Here is a 20,455-nt window from a genome sequence, read left to right as displayed (position 1 = left end):
ACTGCAGCAGAGGGGAGAGCATGATTTCCGTCATCGACTGGATCAACGAGGCGGTGGGCCGCGCCGTGTCCCTGCTGGCCGGCGTCTTCGCGGCGATCATCATCTATGACGTGTTCATGCGCTATGTGCTGAACGCGCCGACGCTGTGGGGCTTTGATCTGACCAAGATGATCTATGCCTTTTATTTCATCATGCTGGGCGGATACACGCTGCGCCATCAGGCCCATGTCAAGGTGGACCTGCTGACCGCGGTGATGTCGCCGGGCCTGCGCCGCTGGGTCGAGATCGCGGGCTATGTGATCTTCTTTCTGCCCTTCAGCATCGTCTTCGCGCTTTACAGCTGGCAGTTCGGCCTGCGCTCGCTGGCGCAGGGGGAAAAGACCTATGGCGCGGTGCAGATGCCGGTCTATCCGATCAAGCTGGCGATGGGGGTGGCGGCGCTGCTGCTGCTGATCCAGGGGATTTCCGAATTGCTGAAACTGATCCTGCACCGCACCGATCACCTTGCCCCGATGGAGCCGGGCGATGTTCGCTAGTTTCATCGACGCCTCGATCGGCAAGCTGAACCTGGCGCTTGGCTGGATGGCGATTCCCGGGCTGGACGGCAGCGCCATCGCGCTGATCATGGCCGGGCTCCTGGTGCTGGGCCTGTTCATGGGCCATCCGCTGGCCTTCGTTCTGGGGGGTACGGCGGTGCTCGGCGCATTCATCGCCGGCAAGCCGATGGTGCTGGGCATCACCATCAACCGCATCTATGGCGATGTGCTGGACAATTTCACCCTGATCGCGATTCCGCTTTTCGTGCTGATGGCGCGATTCCTGTCGGACAGCGGCGTCACCGACAAGATGTTCGAGGCGCTGCGCCACCTGATGGCCAAGGTCCGGGGCGGGCTGGGGCTGGCGGTGGTGTTCATCTCGATCCTGCTGGCCGCGACGACCGGCATCATCGGCGCCTCGATCACGGTGATGGGCGTCATGGCGCTGAAACCGATGCTGAATTACGGCTATGACAAGCGGCTGACCACCGGGCTGATCGGCGCCTCGGGCTGTCTGGGCATCCTGATCCCGCCCTCGATCATGCTGATCCTGATGGCCTCCTACGCGCCGGGCCTGTCGGTCGGCGAGCTGTTCGCCGGCGCCATGCTGCCGGGCATCCTGCTGGGCGTGATGTATGGCATCTATGTCTATCTGCTGGCCGTCATCCGCCCCAACCTGGCGCCGCGCGTCGCGGAAAGCGAACAGATCTCGCGCGCCGAGATGTGGCGCATGCTGATCGTCGAGGCGGTGCCGCCGCTGATCCTGATCCTGGGCATCCTGGGCTCGATGCTGCTCGGCATCGCCACCGCGACCGAGGCCTCGGCCATCGGCGCGCTGCTGGCGCTGCTGATCGTGATTTCGCGCGGCCGCTTCACCTGGGCGAATTTCTACAACGCGTTTCTGGAGACCGGCCGCACATCGGCGATGATCCTGTTCATCGTCGTCGGCGCCACCGCCTTTACCGGGGTGTTCAACATAACCGGCGGGCTGTCTGCCACGCAGAACCTGATCCGCGGCCTGGCCGAGGACCCGAACGCGCTGCTGGTCGTCATGCTGGCGGCGGTCTTCGTGCTGGGGATGTTCCTGGACTGGACCGGAATCGTGCTGCTGTGCTTTCCGATCTTCCTGCCGATCGTCAACGAGATGCAGATCAGCCCGCTATGGTTCGTCGTGCTGATGGCGGTGGTGCTGCAGACCAGTTTCCTGTCGCCGCCCTTCGGCTATGCGCTGTTCTACATGCGCGCGATCTCGCCGCCCGAGGTCAGCACCGCCGACATCATCCGCGGCGTCGCGCCGTTCATCGTCATGGTGCTGATGGTCTGCGGGCTGATCGTGCTGTTTCCAGAACTGGTCACATGGTTGCCAGATACGCTTTATCGAAGCTGACAAGGAGGAAGCTATATGTTTGCGAAATACCTGATGGGGGCCGCGACGGCGGCCGTGCTGGCCGGCCCGGCGATGGCCGAGAACTGGACCATGACCACGACCTGGCCGTCATCGCTGGAACTGATCGAGATCGACAAGAAATTCGTCGAGATCGCGAATGCGCTGATCGATGACGAGGATCTGACCATCGAATTCTTTGATGGCGGCAGCCTGGTCCCGGCGGGCGAGGTCTTTGGCGCGGTCGAATCCGGCACCATCCAGGCCGGCGGCGACTGGCCGGGCTACTGGGCCGGCCGCGACGCGGCGTTTTCGCCGCTGGCCACCACCGCCAGCCTGTTCAACGCGGTCGATTACGTGAACTGGATCAAGGGCTGGGGCGGCGCCGAGATCTATAACGAGGTCTATGGCAAATTCGGCATGGTCTATCTGCCCTATGGCGTGACCAATAACGAATCCGGCTTCCGCACCGTCTCCAAGGCGGTCCGCACCACCGAGGATCTGCAGGGCCTGCGGCTGCGCGTCTCGGGGCTGGAACAGGGCAAGCTGCTCGAGAAACTGGGCGGCAGCCAGGTCAGCATGGCCGGCGGCGAGATCTATCAGTCGCTGGAGCGCGGCGTGATCGACGGGGCCGAGTTCTCGACCCCGAACGTGGACCTGTCGGGCGGCTTCGATCAGGTGACCAAATACTGGTCGACGCCGGGCTGGCACCAGTCCTCGTCGATCTTCGGCGTGATGATCAACAAGGCCGCCTGGGACGCGCTGTCGCCCGAAAATCAGGAGCGGCTGAAAGTTGCCGCCGACGCCACCCTGCTGTGGTCGCTGGCCAATACCGAAAAGCGCGCGACCGAGGCCTATCAGAAGTTCCAGGAGGCCGGGACCGAGATCACCCGTCTGGACGACGCCACGCTGGAAAACATCCAGAACATGGCCAATGAGACCATCACCGAGGTCGCCTGCGACAACCCCAGCTCGGCCAAGGTCTATGCCTCGATGCTGGGCTATCTGCAGGATTACAGCAAATGGCGCGATGCCTCGGCGCCGTTCAACCTGGGCCGCACGCCCCAGGGCCCGGATCTGGCGCGGATCCAGGAATGCGCCGGCGGCTGACCGCCGCGCCCGCCACGCCACGGCATGACATTCGGCAATCTGGCAGAGGGGCGCATGGCGCCCCTCTGTTTTGTTTCGACGCAAGGGAAATCCGGAAACGGTACTTGCGGCGCCGTTCCGCTGCTGTTTAACCTGATACTGAACGCGATTCAGAGTTTGCCGTCATCGCAATGATGGCGAATTACGGCAAACTCTGGCCAGGAACCTGACGCGCCGCCGCCATGGCGCCGGATTATCAAGGGCAGGATCAGATGCAACCGAGGACTCGCAGGAACATGTTTCTATTCAAGAACGCCGTCGCCGACCGCGACAGGGGGCGTCGCGCGCAGCTGCATCCGTCCAGAGGAAAGCTTGCGATCGCGATCGCCTTTTCCGCCGTCGCGATGCTGACCGCCAATCCGGCCGCGGCGCAGACGGCGCCGGCCGTCGTGGTCGCCGCGGCGGAAATGCGCGACCTGCGACAGGCCGCGACCTTTACCGGCCGGGTCATCTCGCTTCAGAAGATCGACGTGATCGCGCGCGTTCCCGGCTATGTCGAGGAAATCGGCTTTACCGAGGGCGAGCTGGTCGAACAGGGCAGCACACTGTTCCTGATCGAGGACGACGCCTATGTATCCAGCGTGCAGCAGGCCGAGGCGGCGATCAAGGCCGCCGAGGCCGCGCTGCGCCTGGCCGAAATCGAAAAGGACCGGCGCTCGCAACTGGTTCAGCGCAATGCCGTCGCCCAGTCCGAGCTGGATTTCGCCACCGCAAGCTATGACGAGGCCGCGGCCCAGCTTGCCGCGCGGGTGGCGCAAAAGGCGGATGCCGACCTGAACCTGTCCTATACCCGCATCGAGGCGCCCTTCGCCGGCATCGTCGGCCTGTCGGTTCCCGATGTCGGCGCGCTGGTCGGGCCGCAAAGCGGGGCGCTGACCACGCTGACCTCGCTCGATCCGATCAGCGTCGAGTTCCCGGTCGCCAGTTCGATCTATCTCAACTATCGCAAGCAGGTCGAAGCCACCGGCGGCAGGCCCGCCGATGTGACCATCACCCTGCCCAATGGCGATGTCTTCGACCAGAAGGGCCGGATCGACTTCGTGTCCAGCCAGGTCGATACCAGCACCGATACGGTCCGCATCCGGGCACTGTTCGACAATCCCGAAAAAAGGCTTCTCGACGGGGCGCTTGTCCGGGTCGGCCTGACCGGCTCGGAGCCCGAGATGGCGCTGAGCGTGCCGACGCAGGCGCTGCAGCGCGATCAGCTGGGCTATTACGTGCTGGTCGTCGATGGCGAAGCCAAGGTCGAGCAGCGCCGCGTCGATGTCGCCCATAGCGTCGAGGGGTTCTCGGTGATTTCCGGCGGGCTGGAGACCGGCGAGCAGGTCATCACCGAGGGCCAGAACAAGGTCCGGCCGGGCATCACGGTCGACGCTGCCCTCGCGGCGGAGGGCTGACGTCGTGTTCTCATCCCTGTTCATCAGCAGGCCGCGTTTTGCGGCGGTCATCTCTATCGTTCTGACGCTGGCCGGGCTTATCGCGCTGACGCGCATCCCGATCGCCCAATATCCCAATATCGTGCCGCCGCTGGTCACCGTGTCGGCCTTTTATCCCGGCGCCAGCGCCGAGGTGGTCGAACAGACCGTGGCGCAGCCGATCGAGGGCCAGGTGATCGGCGTCGATGACATGCTTTACATGAAATCGACCAGCGGCGCGGATGGCTCATACCGGCTGGTGGTCAGCTTTGCCGTCGGCACCGATCCCGACATTGCCACGGTCAACGTGCAGAACCGGGTGGCGCTGGCCGAGGCCGGCCTGCCCGCCGAGGTCCGCGCCACCGGCGTCAGCGTCAAGAAACAGTCCACCGCGCTGATGCAGCTGATCGCCATCTATGCCGAGGAAGGGGCCGAGGACCGGGTCGACGATCTGGTGCTGACCAATTTCACCAATATCAACGTCCTGGACGAGATCAAGCGGGTTCCCGGCGTCGGCGACGCCTCGCTTTACGGGGCGCGCAACTATTCGATGCGGGTCATTCTGGACACGGACCGGCTGACCAACCTGCAACTGACGCCGGCCGATATCCTGGCCGCGCTGCAATCGCAGAACGTGCAGGCGGCGATCGGGCGGGTGGGCGCGCAGCCCATGGATGCCGATCCCAACCTGCAGCTGAACATCCAGACGACAGGTCGCCTGACCGAGCCCGAGGAATTCGCCAATATCGTCGTCCGCGCCAATCCGGACGGCAGTTTCGTGCGCGTGCGCGACGTGGCCGAGGTCGAGCTGGGCGCCGCGAACTATGACGGTCTGGGCCGGTTCAACGGCGCGCCGGTGGCGCTGATCGGCACCTTCCAGTCGCCGGGCGCCAACGCGCTGCAAGCCGCCGAGGGCGTGCGCGAAACAATGGAGCGGCTCTCCGAGCGCTTCCCCGACGGCATCACCTATGAAATCGGCTACGACACCTCGGAATTCGTCGTCGCCAGCGTCGAGAACGTCGTCGATACGCTGATCGAGGCCTTTGTGCTGGTGATCATCGTGGTGTTCCTGTTCCTGGGCAATGCGCGGGCGACGCTGGTGCCGCTGTTTGCGGTTCCGGTGGCGCTGATCGGCACCTTCGCGGTGATGTCCGCGCTTGGCTATTCGCTGAACACCGTGTCGCTGCTGGCGCTGGTTCTGGCCATCGGCATCGTCGTCGACGATGCCATCGTGGTGGTCGAGAACGTCGAGGCGGTGATGGAGCGAAACCCCGGCATGTCGGCGGCCGATGCCGCGCGTGAGGCGATGGGCGAGATCACCGGCGCGATTCTGGCGATCACGCTGGTGCTGCTCTCGGTCTTTGTCCCGGTCGCCTTCATCCCCGGCCTCAGCGGCGAACTGTTCCGACAGTTCGCGGTCGCGGTCTCGGTGTCGATGGTGCTGTCTGCGATCAACGCGCTGACCCTCAGCCCGGCGCTGTGCGGCATCCTGCTCAAGCCCCATCACGGTCCCAAGCGCGGCATCCTGGGCTGGATCTCCAACCGCATCGACTGGGCCCGCGACGGCTATGCCCATATCGCCGGCGCCATCGCCCGGCGCGCGGTGCTGGGGCTGGTGCTGCTGGCGGTCGGCTTCGGCCTGGTCGGCGCGCTGTTCCAGGCGGTTCCGACGGGCTTCCTGCCGGCCGAGGATCAGGGCGCCTATATCGTCGAGGCGCGGCTGCCCGAAGGCGCATCGCTGAACCGTACCGAAGAGGTCATGGACCGCCTGTCCGAGCGTCTGAGCGAGATCGAAGGGGTCGAGAACGTCCTGACCGTTGCCGGCTACAGCTTCCTCGACGGTCTGGCCAAGCCCAACGGCGGCTTCGTGACCGTGACCATGCTGCCCTTTGAAGAGCGGGCGGGCAAGGATTCGGAAAGCGTCTTTGCCGCGATCCGGGAAACCACCGAGCTGGGCGCCGGCATCCGCGAGGCGCAGATCATTGCGCTGAACCTGCCGCCGATCATCGGCCTGGGCACCGGCGACGGCTTTGAATACCAGTTGCTGGATTTCCAGGGCGGCACGCCGACGGATCTGTCGGCGGTGGCCTCGGGCCTCGCCATCGCGGCCAATGGCAACGAACAGCTTGGCCCGACCTTCACCACCTATGCCGCAAATGCGCCGCAGCTTTTCCTGGATATCGACCGCGAGCGGCTGCAGACGCTGGGCGTTTCGGTCAGCGATCTGTTTGGCGCGCTGCAGGGCACTTTCGGCCAGATCTATGTCAATGACTTCAACCTGTTCGGCCGGGTCTGGCAGGTCAACATGCAGGCCGCCCAGTCCGACCGCGACTCGATCAACGATATCGGCCGGCTGAACGTGCGCAACCGCGACGGCAAGCTGGTCCCGGTCGCCGCCGTCGCCACGCCGCGGGTCATCCTGGGTCCGCAATCCATCGTGCGCTACAACAACTATCGCTCGGTGACGATCAATGGTGGCCCGGCCGAGGGCGTCTCCTCGGGCGCGGCGCTGCTCGCGATGGAAGAGGTTTCGGCCGAGACGCTGCCCGACGGTTATGGCTATGACTGGACCGGCACCGCGGTGCAGGAAAAAGAGGCCGCCGGACAGACCGGCCCGATCCTGGTGATGGCGATCATCTTCGCCTATCTGTTCCTGGTCGCGCTTTACGAAAGCTGGACGATCCCGGTGCCGGTGCTGCTGTCGGTGGTGTTCGGCGTGGCGGGGGCGCTGGCCTCGATCATCGCGGCGGGGCTGTCGTTCGACATCTATGCCCAGATCGGCCTGATCGTGCTGATCGCGCTGGCGGCCAAGAACGCGATCCTGATCGTGGAATTCGCCAAGGCGCATCGCGAATCCGGCGAGGATATCCTGACCTCGGCGGTCGAGGGCGCCCGGGCACGATTCCGCGCCGTCATGATGACCAGCTTCGCCTTTATCGCCGGCCTGCTGCCGCTGGTCTTTGCCGAGGGCGCCAGCGAGCTCAGCCGGCGTGCGGTCGGCACCGGGGTCGCGGGCGGCATGGCCGTGGCCTCGATCATCGGCATCTGCGTCATTCCCGCGCTCTACGTCATCTTCCAGAAGATGCGCGAGGCCGCGCATCGCCGGATGGGCGGCTCGGCGGCGCCCGAAAAGTCCGAATGAAAGCGCGCCGGCGGGTCCAGCAGCGACCCGCCGGCAGCGTAAACCTTTTGACAGATTGACATATCCGATTCCCGAGTGGAAAACTCAGGCATCCGCCCGGGCGGCTGGCCCGCGCGCAATGCCGATGGACGGCCGGCGACGGGTCGGGGCTGCTTGCCCGCCGATCGCGCCGGTCATGACGCAACGAATGATCGAGGAGGCACTCGATGAAACCGACCCTTACCGCAATCCTGATGACCGGCACCTTGCTGGCCGGACCGGCGCTGGCCGTCGAACAGGCCGATGTCGTCAGGACCTATGCCGATATTGCCGCCGCCGGTTACACCGACAGCCTGACCTCGGCGCAGACGCTCAGGACCGCGATCGATGCGCTGATCGCCACCCCTTCCGAGGAAACGCTGCAAGCCGCCAGGGACGCCTGGATCACCGCCCGCGTGCCCTATCAGCAGACCGAGGCCTATCGTTTCGGCAATGCCATCGTCGATGACTGGGAGGGCATGGTGAATGCCTGGCCGCTGGACGAAGGGCTGATCGACTATGTGGACGACGCGCTTTACGGCGGCCCGTCCGAGGAAAACCCGCTCTCCACCCTGAACGTGATCGCCAATCCCGGCTTCAGGATCGGCGCGACCGATGTCGATGCCACGACGATCACAGCCGATACGATCCGCACCCTGCACGAGGCGGACGGGATCGAGGCGAATGTCGCCTCGGGCTATCACGCCATCGAATTCCTGCTTTGGGGTCAGGACCTGAACGGCACCGAACCGGGCGCCGGCGCGCGCCCCTATACCGATTACGTCCAGGGCGAGGGCTGCACCGGCGGCAATTGCGACCGGCGCGGGCAATATCTGACCGCCGCGACCGAATTGCTGATCAGCGACCTGCAGGACATGGCCGACAGCTGGGCCGAGGGTGGCGCCGCCCGCGCCGCCGTGACCGAGGACCCGGCCAAGGGCATCACCGCCATGCTGACGGGCATGGGCAGCCTGTCCTATGGCGAACTGGCGGGCGAGCGGATGAAGCTGGGCCTGATGCTGAACGACCCCGAGGAAGAGCATGACTGCTTTTCGGACAATACCCAGAACAGCCACTATTATGACGGGCTGGGCATCCGCAACGTCTATCTGGGCAGCTATACCCGGCCCGACGGCTCGGTCGTCGAGGGGCCGTCGCTCTCTGACCTCGTCGCCGAGGTCGATCCGGCGGTGGACAGCCAGCTCAAGGCGGAACTGGATGACAGCGTCGCCAAGCTGGCCGCACTGAAAGCGGCCGCCGATGGCGGTTTCGCCTATGACCAGATGCTCGCGCCCGGCAATGCCGAGGGCGAGGCGCTGATCATGGACGCGGTGAATGCGCTGGTCACGCAGACCGCCTCGATCCAGCGGGCCGTGGGCGCGCTGGATGGCGCCGAGATCGCATTCGAGGGCTCGGATTCGCTGGATAACCCGGACGCGGTCTTCCAGTAATCCCGCCGCCCGAACGAACGGCAAGGGGCGGCTCGGCCGCCCCTTTTTCGGTGCCGGCGCGCCGGGTTTTGCCAAAAGCAGTCAAACAGGCCAGAATGCCCGCGCCGTCGCCATGCGACCCTGGAATATTACGCGATATCATGCGCCTGCCAAAAATCCTGACGACCCTCAAGACCTATGATTCGCGTCAGTTCGGCGCCGATCTGATCGCCGGCGTGACGGTGGCCATGGTGGCGCTGCCGCTCAGCCTTGCGATTGCGATCGCCTCGGGGGCGGAGCCGGCCAAGGGCGTGATCACCGCCATTGTCGCCGGCTTCATGATTTCCGCGCTAGGCGGCAGCCGCGTGCAGATCGGCGGCCCGACCGGGGCCTTTATCGTCGTGGTCTTTGGCGTCATCGCGGAACACGGCTATGACGGGCTGGTGCTGGCGACGCTGATGGCGGGGTTCATCCTGCTGGCGGCGGGCTGGTTCCGGCTGGGGCGGCTGATCGGCTATATCCCCGAGGCGGTGATCAACGGCTTTACCATCGGCATCGCCATCATTATCGCGACCAGCCAGATCGGCGATTTCCTGGGGCTGGAAACCGGCCCGCTGCCGGCCGCCTTTCTGGAAAAGCTGCCGGTGCTGTGGCAGGCGCGCGCGAGCCTCAGCCTGCCGGCGCTTGGCATCGCGCTGCTGGCTTTGGGGCTGATCGTCGCCCTGCGCCGTCTGAGCCCGCGCTTTCCGGGCCTGATCGTGGCGGTGGCGCTGGCCTCGGCCCTGGTCGCGGTGCTGGGATGGGATGTCGAAACCATCCGTTCGCGCTTTGGCGAATTGCCCGCGACGCTGCCGGCGCCGGTCCTGCCCGAATTTAGCTGGGCGCGCTTTGCGGAACTGTTCCCCTCGGCCGTGGTGATCGCGTTTCTGGCCGGGATCGAATCGCTGCTGTCGGCCATGGTGGCCGACCGCATGATCCAGGGCCAGCACCGGCCCAATGCCGAACTGACCGCGCAGGGCGCGGCGAATATCGCCTCGGCCCTGTTCGGCGGGCTGCCCGCGACCGGGGCGATCGCGCGCACCGCGACCAATGTCCGCGCCGGCGGCCAGACCCCGGTCGCGGGCATAATCCATGCGCTGACCATACTGCTGATCATGCTTCTGGCCTCGGATCTGGCCGGTTACATGGCGATGCCGGCATTGGCGGCGCTGCTGGTCATTACCGCCTGGAACATGAGCGAGCCGCAGAAATGGGCCGAATATGCCCGCGCCCGGCCGACCGACCGGATGCTGCTGGTGCTGACCATGGTGCTGACCGTGCTGATCGACCTGACGGTCGCCATCGGCGTCGGGGTCGGGATCGGTCTGGCGCTGCGCCTTGGCCGCGCGACATCGGTGGAAAGCGACTGGACGCCGCCCGAAAGGTAACGCCGCAAGACCCGGCCCTTACCCCAGGGCCACCAGATGATTGTCCCAGGCCAGATCGAAACGTTGCAGCGGGCGCAGCCCCTCGGCCCCGATGCGGCTGACCGCGCCGGTGCCGTCGGTGATCATCAGCCCGTCTGGCAGCGCCGCCACGCCCGAGGCATCGGTGCGCCGGATCGCCCGCAGGAAACCGCCCCGGCCATCAAACAGATGCACCACCCCGCCGGGCGGAGAGGTCAGCGCGATGCGGTCGCCGCTCCAGGCGATCGAGCCGGCATAGCCCTGCATCGCCCAGGCCTCGGACTCGTCGGGCGGGCAAAGCCGCGCCGCCTCACCGCGCCGGTGCAGACCCAGAAGCGGCACCGGCTCGGCCGGGTCCCCCTCCCATTGCATGGCAAAGGCGACCTCGCCATCGGGGCCAGGCGCAAGGTGGCGGATGGAGAGCTGGTGATGCTCGGCACCCAAATCGACCTGCTCCAGCAGCCTGCCCTGCGGGTCCAGATAGGTCAGGCTGGGCCGCATCCGGTCGATATTCAGCTTGCGCCGGTCGCCGGGATCGGTGCGGATGCCGCCATTCGCGACCACCAGAACGCCATCGGGCAGGCGCCGCAGCTCATGCGGGCCGATGCCGCCGCTGGGCAGTTCCGCGATCCGGGCATAGTTTCCGGCCGCGTCCCAGATGCCCAGCCGGCCCTCGCTCGTTTCGGCCACCACCTCGGATGTGTAAAGCACCGCGCCGTCCTCGGAAAACGCGCCATGGCCGTTGAACTGTCGCCCGCCGGGCGGTGTCAGGCGATGCGCGACCAGCCCGCGCGCGCAGTCGATGACCAGCGCAAAGCTGCCCGGGCGGCGGGCAAAGGCCACCGCCTCGGGGCGGGCCGGATGGGCGGCGGCGGCATGGCCACGCGCGGGCAGCGGGACCGAAAACACCGCCTCGCCCCGCAGGTCCAGACCGTAAAGCACGAAATCATCGCCCCGTTTCGCCGCCGCCAGAAACGACGGGCTGCCGGCATCGGCCCAGGTCAGGCGCGGCACCGTCAGCGCCGCCGCCAGTGACGCCATGAATCCCCGCCTTGTCGCCATCCTCAGTCCCCGTCCGCCGAGTTGAAGCCGATACTTACACCAAGCTTGCCGCCGACCTCGGCCAGCGCGGTTTCGCGCGCGGTGCGGACCCGCTGCAACAGGCTTTCGGCGCGCACATAGCCCTGCGGATCGGTGATCCCGGCGAAAACCGGGTCGTCAAGCGCGCGCGCGTCGGCGATGGCCTGCCCGATATCGGCCCGGGTCTCGGGGACGTCGCCCGCCAGCGCCGTGGCAAAGTCCAGAAGCGCCTGCAGCGACAGTTCGACATTGCGCAGCGACCGCCCCGAGGCGCGCGCCTCGGCCCGTTCCGGGCGCGGCCGCTCGAACGTCGCCAGCGGCCGCGCCAGCCGCCGGTCGGCGATGAATTCCAGACCGGTCATGAACTGCGTGAACAGCGCCTGCTGCGCCTCGGCCGGCGACAGGAAGCGGTCATTGCCGGGCTGGCCGGCGCTCAGCAATTCCTGCGCGAAACCATCGCGCCAGCCCTGATCGATCTCGGTCGCCATGCGCGCCAGATCGGCGGCGGTGGCGCGGATCAGCGCGCAGGCATAGTCGCCCTCGGGCGGCGCGTCCGGGTAAAGCAGACGCTCAAGCCCGAACAGGCCGCGCAGCGCGACCGAGCTTTCCGCGAAGCGCGCGGGGTCGTTCACCACCGGGTCCTCGGTCGCCAGCATGCGGCGCTGCTGGCGCGCGCCGATGCCCTTGGGGTCGGGCCAGAAGGCGATGGCGAGATTGCGCCCGCCCTCCTCGCCCGGGCCGAGGTTCAGAAAGCCGACGCGCAGCCAGACGTCAAAGGTCTCGTTCCATGACCGGCGCAATTCCTCACTGTCGCAAGTCCGCGCGGCGGTCTCGGCAAGCGCCCCTGCGGCTTCGCGAAAGGCGGCCAGATCGGGCAGGATGCGCTGGTCGATCACTGATGCCACATCCGCCTGCGCCGGCGAGGCGAGGGAAAGGGCCAAGGCAAGGGCCGGGGCCAGAAGGATATTGACAAGGCGCATTAAAGGCTTCCCAGAAATTCAAGCACCGCGTCGCGGTCGGCTTTTTCCATTCCGGCAAAGGCATCGCGAGCGGCCTGCGCCTCGCCCCCGTGCCACAGGATCGCTTCGGTCAGGTTACGCGCCCGGCCGTCGTGGAGAAATTCGGTATGGCCCGAGACGGTCTGCGTCAGCCCGATCCCCCAAAGCGGCGGCGTGCGCCATTCGCGGCCCGAGGCGCGGCCCTCGGGGCGGTTATCGGCCAGCCCCTCGCCCATGTCGTGCAGCAGCAGGTCGCTATAGGGCCAGATCAGCTGAAAGCTCTGCTCGGGCTGGTCCTTGAGCCGATGGGTAACGAATTTCGGCACATGGCAGGAGATGCAGCCGGTCTGATAGAACAGCTGCTTGCCGCGCAAAACCTGCGGGTCGTCGGGATTGCGCCGCTCGGGCACGGCAAGGTTGCGCGAATAAAAGGCCACCAGATCCAGGCTTTCGCGGTCCACCTCGAGCCCGTCGCGGGCATCAGGCTCCTGCCCCACAGGCTGGCTGCGGCAATCGGCCTGCGCTGTCATGCATTCGCCATAGGGATCGGGATGCAGCGGCGTCGACAGGCCCATATCGCCGGAAAAGGCGGCGGCGGATTGTTCCTTGACGGTGGGCGTGCCGCCCTTGAGCCCGAAACGCCCCAGCATCGGCACGCCGAACTCGGCCGAGGGCACGATGCTGGGCCGGCCGGAAATGCCGTCGCCATCGGCATCGCCGGGATCGGCATTCGCCAGGATATCGCCCGCCGGGATCGCCTCGAGCAGACCCAGCCCGATCATCTGCGGCGCGACGCGCGGCGACAGCATCAGATCGGGCGAAGGCGGGCCATAGCCGGGATCGGCCATGCTGTAGACGGGCTTGCGCAGCGTGACGATGGTACCGTCGCCCAGCGTCACCGGCAGATCCTCGTATTCGATCACCATCTGCCCCTCGGCCGGCAAGCCGTTCGAGGCGAAATCCTGCAATTGCCCGCCATAGGTCGGATCGGGCTGCGTCGCCAGCCATTCCGCGATATCGCCGGGCGCCGGGCCGCCGGGGACCGAGACGCGCAGGAACATCGACACGGCAGCCTCGCCGGGGGCGGGCACATGGCCGCGCCCGTCCTTGAGGTGACAATCCTGACAGGCGCGCGCGTTGTAAAGCGGCCCCAGCCCGTCCGAACCCTTGGTCGAGGCGGGCGCCGCCACCCAGGTCTTGCGAAACAGCCCGTTGCCCAGCTTGAAATCCATCTCGCGCTCAAAGGGCATATTGCCGGAAAGCTGGGAAAACGCATCGGCCGTATCGCGCACCCGGACCGAGGCGGCGCCGCCGGGCTTGGTCTCGAACCGCTCGGCGGCGGTGAAATCAAGGGTCGGGGCGGTGACCGCCCCGATCCGCGCCTGTTCGCTGGCGGTGCGCGGGATCACCTGCAGGTGGCGGTCATCCAGTTCCTGCGCCTGCAAGGGCAAGGCGGCGGGCAGCGCAAGGCAGGCGGCAAGGGCAAGGCTGTGGAGCGCGGTTGTCATCACGGGCCGGTCATGGTTCCCGAGTTTATTACTCTGGTTTGCCCGCCGGGCCAAGGCCGCTCTCCGGGGCAGTTTGTCCCACCCCGCCCGGCATCAGCTTGTGGCAGTGGCCCGGCGGACCTGCCGGCCGCGATGGACAAAGGCCGCGACGAAGACCGCCGTCAGGATCAGCACGATGGTCGCGGCGGGCGAGCTGTTGAAGTGAAAGCTGAAATAGACCCCGCCCAGCGTGCCGAACATGCAGACCGCGACCGCGACCACCAGCATGCGACCAAAGCTGCGCACCAGCAGAAAGGCGATGGCGCCGGGCGCGATCAGCAGCCCGATGGCGAGGATCAGTCCGGTCGCGGTCAGCGTCGCCACGATGGTCAGCGACAGCGCGGTCAGCATGCCGTAATGCAGCAGCCCCACCGGCAGGCCCGAGGCCCGCGCCTGCGCCGGGTCGAAGGCATGCAGCATCAGGTCCTTCCATTTCAGCAGCAGCGCGGCGGAAACGCCCAGGGCGATCAGCCCGGTGGTCCACAGATCGCGCGCGCCGACGCCCAGCAGGTTGCCGAACAGGATCTTGTCCAGATGCATGTCCGACGGGATCGAGGTGTAAAGCACGATGCCCAGCCCGAACATGCCGGAAAACACCACGCCCATCACCGTGTCCTGCTTGACGCGGCTGTTATCCGACAGATAGCCGGTCGCCAGCGATGTGATCATGCCGGCGCCGAACGCGCCCAGGATCAGCGGAAAGCCGAAGATATAGGCCAGCACCACGCCGGGCAGAACCGCATGGCTGACCGCGTCGCCCATCAGTGCCCAGCCCTTGAGCACCAGAAAGCACGACAGCAGCGCGGTCGGCACCGCGATGATCGCCGCCATCAGGAACGCATCCTGCATGAAGGCAAAGCGGAACGGCAGCAGCAGGCTCTCGATCATGACGCGGTCCCCTCTGCGCGCAGGGCTTGGGCCGCCTTGCGCCGGGTGGCCAGCAGCCCGTGCTTGGGCGCCCAGACGAAAGCGAGCAGAAAGATCAGCGTCTGCAGAACGACGATGATGCCGCCGGTCGCGCCGCTGAGGAAAAAGCTGATATAGGCGCCGAAAAAGCTGGTCCCCGCCCCGATGGCGACCGAGGTGGCGATCAGGCGCGGAAAGCGGTCGCAAAGCAGATAGGCGGTCGCGCCCGGCGTCACCACCATGGCGATGACCAGAAACGCGCCCACCGTCTGCATCGCCGCCACGATACAGGCCGACAAGAGCACGAAGAACACCGCCTTGAGCATGCCCGGCCGCAGCCCGATCGAGCGGGCATGACTTTCGTCGAAGAACACCACCATCAGATCCTTCCACTTGGCCATCAGCACGGCCAGCGAGACGACGCCGATGATGGTCAGCTGGAGCGTGTCCTCGGGGGTGATGGTCAGGATATTGCCCATGATGATCGTGTTCACCGAAATCGCCATCGGGTTGACCGAGACCATGAACAGCCCCAGCCCGAAGAACGAGGTAAAGATCAGCCCGATCACCACATCGACCTTGAGCCCGGACCGGTCGGACAGAAACAGCATCGCCGCCGCCGCCAGCCCGCCCGAGATGAAGGCCCCAAGCGCGAAGGGCAGGCCCAGCATATAGGCCCCGGCCACGCCCGGCACGACCGAATGGGACAGCGCGTCGCCGATCAGCGACCAGCCTTTCAGCATCAGATAGGCCGACAGAAAGGCGCAGACCCCGCCGACCAGCGCCGCCACCGACATGGCGCTGAGCATGTAGCCATAGGCAAACGGATCCAGCAGGATGCTCATTCGCCGCGCTCCCGCGTATGGGTGCGGTCGCCATATTGCACCAGCGGGCGCTCGTCATCGCTGAGGATGGTGACATGGCGCGGGTCGTCGTCGTCATGCAGATCGTCGCCGCCCAGGGTAAAGTGGCGCAGCACGCCGCCAAAGGCGGATTCCAGGTTCTCGCGGGTAAAGGTCGTCTCGGTCGGGCCGTAAGCCAGCACCGTGCCCTTGACCAGCACCACCTGATCGCAGAATTCCGGCACCGAACCCAGATTATGGGTCGAGACCAGCATCACCCGCCCCTCGGCCCGCAATTCGCGCAGCAGGGCAACGATCTGCTCCTCGGTCTTGACGTCAACGCCGGTAAAGGGCTCGTCCAGCAGGATCACCCGCCCGTCCTGCGCCAGCGCGCGCGCCAGAAAGACGCGCTTTTTCTGGCCGCCGGACAGTTCGCCGATCTGGCGGTGGCGGTAATCCTGCATGTTGACCCGCCGCAGGGCGGTATCGACGGCCGCGTGATCGACGGCCGAGGGACGGCGCAGGAATCCCATATGGCCATAGCGGCCCATCATCACCACGTCCTCGACCAGCACCGGAAAGCTCCAGTCCACTTCCTCGGATTGCGGGACATAGGCCACGAGATTGCTTTTCAGCGCCGCGCGCACCGGCATGCCCAGCAGCCGGATCTCGCCCCTGGCGACCGGCACGAAACCCATGATCGCCTTGAAAAGCGTAGATTTTCCGGCGCCGTTCACGCCGACCAGCGCGGTCACCGTGCCGCGCGGGATCTGAAAGCTGGCCTGACGCAGCGCGGTCATGCCATTACGATAGGTCACGGTGACATCGCGCGCCAGAATGCCGCCGGCCGGACCGGCACTGTCCGGGATCATCGGATCAAACTTGTCGGCCATGTTCATTTCAGACCCTGCTCCAGACCTTTTGCGACGGTTTCAGATGTCACCCGCACCAGATCCAGATAGCTGGGCACGGGGCCATCGGCTTCGGACAGGCTGTCCACATAAAGCACACCGCCATAAAGCGCGCCGGTTTCGCGCGCGATCTGTTCCGCGGGCGCGGTGTTCACGGTGCTTTCGCAGAACGTCACCGGGATATCGTTTGCACGAATGGCGTCGATCACCGTGCGGATCTGCTGTGGCGTGCCCATCTGATCCGAATTCATCGGCCACAGATACAGTTCCTTCATGCCGAAATCCCGCGCCAGATAGCTGAAGGCCCCCTCGCAGGTGACCAGCCAGCGCTTGTCCTCGGGGATGCGGGCGATGCGCTGGCGGATCGGCTCCAGCGTGTCGAACAGCTCTTGCTTGTAGGCGGCGGCATTGCGGGCATAGATGTCGGCGTTTTCCGGGTCGTGCTCGGCAAAGGCGCGGGCGATATTGTCGATATAGACGGCGGCATTCCTCATCCCCATCCAGGCATGGGGGTTGGGCTTGCCCTGATAGCCGCCGGCGGCGATCGGGATGCCTTCGATGCCTTCGGTCAGGGTGACCGAGGGCACCTCGCCCAGATTGGACAGGAACTGTTCGAACCACAGTTCCAGATTCATGCCGTTCCACAGGATCAGATCGGCATCCAGCGCGCCCACGATATCATGCGGCGTCGGCTCGTAGCCGTGGATCTCGGCCCCCGGCTTGGTGATCGAGACGACATCCGCCGCATCGCCGGCGACCTGCCGCGCCATGTCGGCCAGTACGGTAAAGGTGGTCGCCACCTTCATGCGGTCCTCGCTGGCCGCTGCCGCGCCCGGGATCAGTGCGGTGATGGCCACCGCGCCAATCAGGCGCATCACAGTCGCTGGCATATCCTGTCCTTCCGCCAAAATCTCGATTGCATGTAAATGCAACTCATTCGCAACTGTCAAGACGAATGCGCCGGAACCCGGCGGAAGTCCAGCAGAAAAAGACAAGGCCCCGCGCCACGGGGCGGGGGCCTTGCCAAGCCTGCCTGCAAAGGGCGCTGCCGGGGCGCTACAGGATGAAGCTGTCGGCGCCGAGGCTCAGCCGGTCATCCAGGAAGATGGCGAAATCGGCCCGCCGGTCGCCATCGAGATCCGCCGCGACCAGCGTGCCGCCATTCTCGACCCGGGCATTCAATTCGCCGGCGCGGCCGCTGAAACCGCGATCGCCGATATAGCTGAAGGCCTGATTTCCCGCCTGACCCTCGCGGGCGTCGAGGGCGGAAAGGTCGATGCGATCCTGCTGCCAGATCTGGAAATCGCGGATCGTGTCCCGCCCGGTGGCGGCGGGCGTCGAATCGCTGATGGCGCGAAAGACAAAGATATCCGCATCCGCGCCGCCGGTCAGCACATCGGCCCCGGCGCCGCCGACCAGCTTGTCGCGGCCGGCATCGCCGACCAGCGTGTCGCGGCCGCCATCGCCCGACAGATGGTCCGCACCGCTCAGCCCGCGGATCATGTCCTTGCCGCCGCCACCGGACAGGACATCCCGGCCGTCGCCACCCGACAGGGTATCGTGACCGTCATGGCCCGAAAGCGTGTCATGTCCCCATGATCCGATCAGGTAATCATTTCCGGAGTGACCCAGCAGGATGTCGTTGTCGCCGCCGCCGACAAGCGAATCGTTGCCCGAGCCGCCAAGCAGCTGGTCATTGCCCATCCGGCCCTGAAGGGTGTCATTGCCGCTGTCGCCGCGAATGACATCGTTCCCGGCAAGGCCCAGGATATCGTCGTTGCCGCCCCGGCCCATGACGGTCACGCCGCGCCAGTCCATTCGGTCCCCGTCGAAATCCTTGTAGTTTTCGTTGATCCGGTCCGCCCCGCTGGTGCCGGAGACCACGCCATCGGCGATCACGTTGCGATAATCGACGATGCTGATCCGGCCCGAACCGGCGCTCAGCAGCAGGTCGTCGACATAGCCGTCATTGTCGATGTCGCGCATGACGCCATTCGCCTCGAGCCGGGCACGGGTCATCCGCACACCGTCCAGATACAGCTGATCCTCGTCACCGAAGCTGAAATCGGTGACGACGTGATTGCCCGATACCAGACGGAAGACATCGCCCCCGCGCCCGCCGGTGATGGTGTCGGGGCCGGTTTCGGCGATCAGCACATCGCTGCCATCTCCGCCGATGAGGATATCGTTGCCGCCGCCGCCGCGCAGGGTGTCATTGCCATACTGGCCGAACAGGTGGTCATCGGTGGCGCGGCCGACCAGATGGTCATTGCCATTGCCGCCATAAAGCATGTTGACGGCATCGTTCACGCCAAGCAGCGTATCGTTGCCATTGCGGCCAAAGGCCATGGCGACACCGTCCACATCCATGAGAAAGCCGGAATTGTCATCGCGCACCTTGCCCGGGTAAAGCCGCGCGCTGAGCATGTCGTTCCCGGCCAGCGCCGGATCGGTCTCGTCCAGGGAATAGGCGTTCATGGCATGGGCCAGCGAATTGGGATGCAGGTAGCGCACGCCGCCCTCGCCATAGGCGTCGATCACCGCAAGGTTGGATTCGCCGGCCTCGAGGCCCTGGAACCAGCCGATGCCGATGCCGCGCTCGGCCAGCAGTTCATAGGCGCGCGCCATGTCGTATGAAACATCGCGGGCGGTATTGTCGTTCACCCCAGGCCCCGGGGCATTGGTTTCGGTCATGATGATGTCGTCATCGCCCAGAACGCCGTAGATCCCGTCGTAAAGCGCGTCGAACTGCGCGCGCGTCTGGATTCCCTCGTCGACCCAGGTCGGATAGAGATGCGAGGACCAGACCAGATCCTCGCCGATGCCGGCGCGCAGCGCGTCGAGCACGGTCCCGTTCCGGTATTCGGTTTCCGCGAAAATGTCGAAACGGTTGGAATAGCCCCAGCCGCCGACCAGAATCCGGCCGTCCATCCGCTGGTCGATCTCATTCGCCAGGGTCAGCATGTGATTGGCATACATGCGGACGAATTCGCCGCTGTTGCCGGCCATGCCTTCGGCACGGGCATAGGCGGCGGGCTCGTTGGCGATCTCGAACCCGTATATGGCCTCGGCGACGTTGTCATGACCGTCCAGCCAGTCGAGCATCTTCGCCCAGGCGCCGGACATCGAATCGAATACCTCGCCGCGCAGGCCGGCGCGCATCTGGTTCAGGTTCAGGCCGCCATCCTCGCCCAGGCGCTGCAGGTTGCCGCCGGTCGCGCCGATGATGAATTCGAACCCGGCATCCGCCGCCGCGATCAGGAAACGCTCGAATTGCGGGTGCAGCGATCCGTCGGGATTGAAGGACGCCTCGTTGAAGAACAGCCGCAGGGTATTGGCCTCGGGCAGGGCGTCGCGCAGCAGCGCGACATATTGCTCGGGATTGCCGTCAAGGCCGACCGGGATGGTCTGCAGATCGTTCAGTTGCAGGTAATATTTCGGGTCCGCGGCGATATTCGCCTCGTAGGTGCCATTGGCCTTGTCCAGACGGATCTGGTCCTCGGCCGACATTTGCACGCAGATGATCCCACATTTCCCAAGTAAGGCGCTGATTTCGCTGTCCTGACCATTATATTTCCTATATAAAACATGGTGTTGAAGGCTGCGAGGGGCGCGTTTCATGGATCACCCAGAGGGTGCGGGCTTGCAACGG

At 65.8% G+C, this 20,455-nt stretch carries 15 protein-coding genes; 7 read left to right on the top strand and 8 right to left on the bottom strand.

Translation table 11 applies throughout. From position 1 onward, the window contains the following. Nucleotides 1–20 precede the first annotated feature (20 nt). From IT41_RS16675 to IT41_RS16645, 7 genes are all read left to right on the top strand, one after another. Nucleotides 21–536 carry a TRAP transporter small permease subunit gene (locus IT41_RS16675; RefSeq protein ID WP_036743510.1) on the top strand — a complete coding sequence of 172 codons (516 nt, stop codon included), beginning with the start codon at nucleotides 21–23 and terminating at the stop codon, nucleotides 534–536. An 88-nt stretch (nucleotides 537–624) separates the two neighbouring features. Beyond that, entirely contained in the window at nucleotides 625–1,923 is a 1,299-nt protein-coding gene (locus tag IT41_RS16670) for a TRAP transporter large permease (RefSeq protein ID WP_036743529.1), read from the top strand. Between the two features lie 15 nt (nucleotides 1,924–1,938). Then, nucleotides 1,939–3,030: a TRAP transporter substrate-binding protein DctP gene (gene dctP, locus IT41_RS16665; protein WP_036743509.1), complete on the top strand. Its 1,092-nt coding sequence runs from the start codon at nucleotides 1,939–1,941 to the stop codon at nucleotides 3,028–3,030. A 275-nt stretch (nucleotides 3,031–3,305) separates the two neighbouring features. Then, entirely contained in the window at nucleotides 3,306–4,466 is a 1,161-nt protein-coding gene (locus IT41_RS16660; RefSeq protein WP_081967599.1) for an efflux RND transporter periplasmic adaptor subunit, read from the top strand. Nucleotides 4,467–4,470: 4 nt separating this feature from the next. Next, the gene (locus tag IT41_RS16655; RefSeq protein WP_036743508.1) at nucleotides 4,471–7,626 is read left to right on the top strand and encodes an efflux RND transporter permease subunit; all 3,156 of its coding nucleotides are present in this window, start codon (nucleotides 4,471–4,473) and stop codon (nucleotides 7,624–7,626) included. A 206-nt stretch (nucleotides 7,627–7,832) separates the two neighbouring features. Then, nucleotides 7,833–9,095 carry an imelysin family protein gene (locus IT41_RS16650; RefSeq protein WP_036743507.1) on the top strand — a complete coding sequence of 421 codons (1,263 nt, stop codon included), beginning with the start codon at nucleotides 7,833–7,835 and terminating at the stop codon, nucleotides 9,093–9,095. 140 nt (nucleotides 9,096–9,235) lie between these two features. Continuing rightward, nucleotides 9,236–10,501 carry a SulP family inorganic anion transporter gene (locus tag IT41_RS16645; protein ID WP_036743506.1) on the top strand — a complete coding sequence of 422 codons (1,266 nt, stop codon included), beginning with the start codon at nucleotides 9,236–9,238 and terminating at the stop codon, nucleotides 10,499–10,501. Between the two features lie 18 nt (nucleotides 10,502–10,519). On the opposite strand, the gene IT41_RS16640 is transcribed toward IT41_RS16645, so the two are convergent. The 8 genes from IT41_RS16640 to IT41_RS19570 all read right to left on the bottom strand — a co-directional run bounded on the left by IT41_RS16640 (nucleotide 10,520) and on the right by IT41_RS19570 (nucleotide 20,313). Beyond that, entirely contained in the window at nucleotides 10,520–11,581 is a 1,062-nt protein-coding gene (locus tag IT41_RS16640; RefSeq protein WP_036743505.1) for a DUF1513 domain-containing protein, read from the bottom strand. A 2-nt stretch (nucleotides 11,582–11,583) separates the two neighbouring features. Next, nucleotides 11,584–12,579: an imelysin family protein gene (locus tag IT41_RS16635; protein WP_139221749.1), complete on the bottom strand. Its 996-nt coding sequence runs from the start codon at nucleotides 12,577–12,579 to the stop codon at nucleotides 11,584–11,586. Then, nucleotides 12,579–14,105 carry a di-heme oxidoreductase family protein gene (locus IT41_RS16630; RefSeq protein ID WP_052081723.1) on the bottom strand — a complete coding sequence of 509 codons (1,527 nt, stop codon included), beginning with the start codon at nucleotides 14,103–14,105 and terminating at the stop codon, nucleotides 12,579–12,581. Before IT41_RS16630 ends, IT41_RS16635 begins: the two co-directional genes overlap by 1 nt. A gap of 93 nt (nucleotides 14,106–14,198) precedes the next feature. Further along, nucleotides 14,199–15,032: a metal ABC transporter permease gene (locus IT41_RS16625; RefSeq protein WP_036743503.1), complete on the bottom strand. Its 834-nt coding sequence runs from the start codon at nucleotides 15,030–15,032 to the stop codon at nucleotides 14,199–14,201. After that, a complete protein-coding gene (locus IT41_RS16620; RefSeq protein WP_036743502.1) occupies nucleotides 15,029–15,895 on the bottom strand; it encodes a metal ABC transporter permease in 867 nt (288 codons plus the stop codon). The genes IT41_RS16625 and IT41_RS16620 overlap by 4 nt, the downstream gene beginning before the upstream one ends. Further along, nucleotides 15,892–16,785: a manganese/iron ABC transporter ATP-binding protein gene (locus IT41_RS16615; RefSeq protein ID WP_052081722.1), complete on the bottom strand. Its 894-nt coding sequence runs from the start codon at nucleotides 16,783–16,785 to the stop codon at nucleotides 15,892–15,894. Before IT41_RS16615 ends, IT41_RS16620 begins: the two co-directional genes overlap by 4 nt. A 2-nt stretch (nucleotides 16,786–16,787) precedes the next feature. Next, nucleotides 16,788–17,693, bottom strand: a complete 906-nt coding sequence (locus IT41_RS16610) for a metal ABC transporter substrate-binding protein (protein ID WP_036743501.1) — start codon at nucleotides 17,691–17,693, stop codon at nucleotides 16,788–16,790. Between the two features lie 166 nt (nucleotides 17,694–17,859). Beyond that, nucleotides 17,860–20,313 carry a calcium-binding protein gene (locus IT41_RS19570; RefSeq protein ID WP_052081721.1) on the bottom strand — a complete coding sequence of 818 codons (2,454 nt, stop codon included), beginning with the start codon at nucleotides 20,311–20,313 and terminating at the stop codon, nucleotides 17,860–17,862. Between the last annotated feature and the right edge of the window lie 142 nt (nucleotides 20,314–20,455).

It is taken from the genome of Paracoccus halophilus, assembly GCF_000763905.1.
Lineage (GTDB): Bacteria > Pseudomonadota > Alphaproteobacteria > Rhodobacterales > Rhodobacteraceae > Paracoccus > Paracoccus halophilus.
Note: the sequence above shows the minus strand (reverse complement) of the source record. Positions and strands in the feature narration are given on the sequence as shown.

Coding starts and splice junctions, on each gene's coding strand:
- IT41_RS16675 (WP_036743510.1), top strand. CDS start 21: ATGATTTCCGTCATCGACTGGATCAACGAGGCGGTGGGCCGCGCCGTG.
- IT41_RS16670 (WP_036743529.1), top strand. CDS start 625: ATGGCCGGGCTCCTGGTGCTGGGCCTGTTCATGGGCCATCCGCTGGCC.
- dctP (WP_036743509.1), top strand. CDS start 1,939: ATGTTTGCGAAATACCTGATGGGGGCCGCGACGGCGGCCGTGCTGGCC.
- IT41_RS16660 (WP_081967599.1), top strand. CDS start 3,306: ATGTTTCTATTCAAGAACGCCGTCGCCGACCGCGACAGGGGGCGTCGC.
- IT41_RS16650 (WP_036743507.1), top strand. CDS start 7,833: ATGAAACCGACCCTTACCGCAATCCTGATGACCGGCACCTTGCTGGCC.
- IT41_RS16645 (WP_036743506.1), top strand. CDS start 9,236: ATGCGCCTGCCAAAAATCCTGACGACCCTCAAGACCTATGATTCGCGT.
- IT41_RS16640 (WP_036743505.1), bottom strand. CDS start 11,581: ATGGCGACAAGGCGGGGATTCATGGCGTCACTGGCGGCGGCGCTGACG.
- IT41_RS16635 (WP_139221749.1), bottom strand. CDS start 12,579: ATGCGCCTTGTCAATATCCTTCTGGCCCCGGCCCTTGCCTTGGCCCTT.
- IT41_RS16630 (WP_052081723.1), bottom strand. CDS start 14,105: ATGACAACCGCGCTCCACAGCCTTGCCCTTGCCGCCTGCCTTGCGCTG.
- IT41_RS16625 (WP_036743503.1), bottom strand. CDS start 15,032: ATGATCGAGAGCCTGCTGCTGCCGTTCCGCTTTGCCTTCATGCAGGAT.
- IT41_RS16620 (WP_036743502.1), bottom strand. CDS start 15,895: ATGAGCATCCTGCTGGATCCGTTTGCCTATGGCTACATGCTCAGCGCC.
- IT41_RS16615 (WP_052081722.1), bottom strand. CDS start 16,785: ATGGCCGACAAGTTTGATCCGATGATCCCGGACAGTGCCGGTCCGGCC.
- IT41_RS16610 (WP_036743501.1), bottom strand. CDS start 17,693: ATGCCAGCGACTGTGATGCGCCTGATTGGCGCGGTGGCCATCACCGCA.
- IT41_RS19570 (WP_052081721.1), bottom strand. CDS start 20,313: ATGTCGGCCGAGGACCAGATCCGTCTGGACAAGGCCAATGGCACCTAC.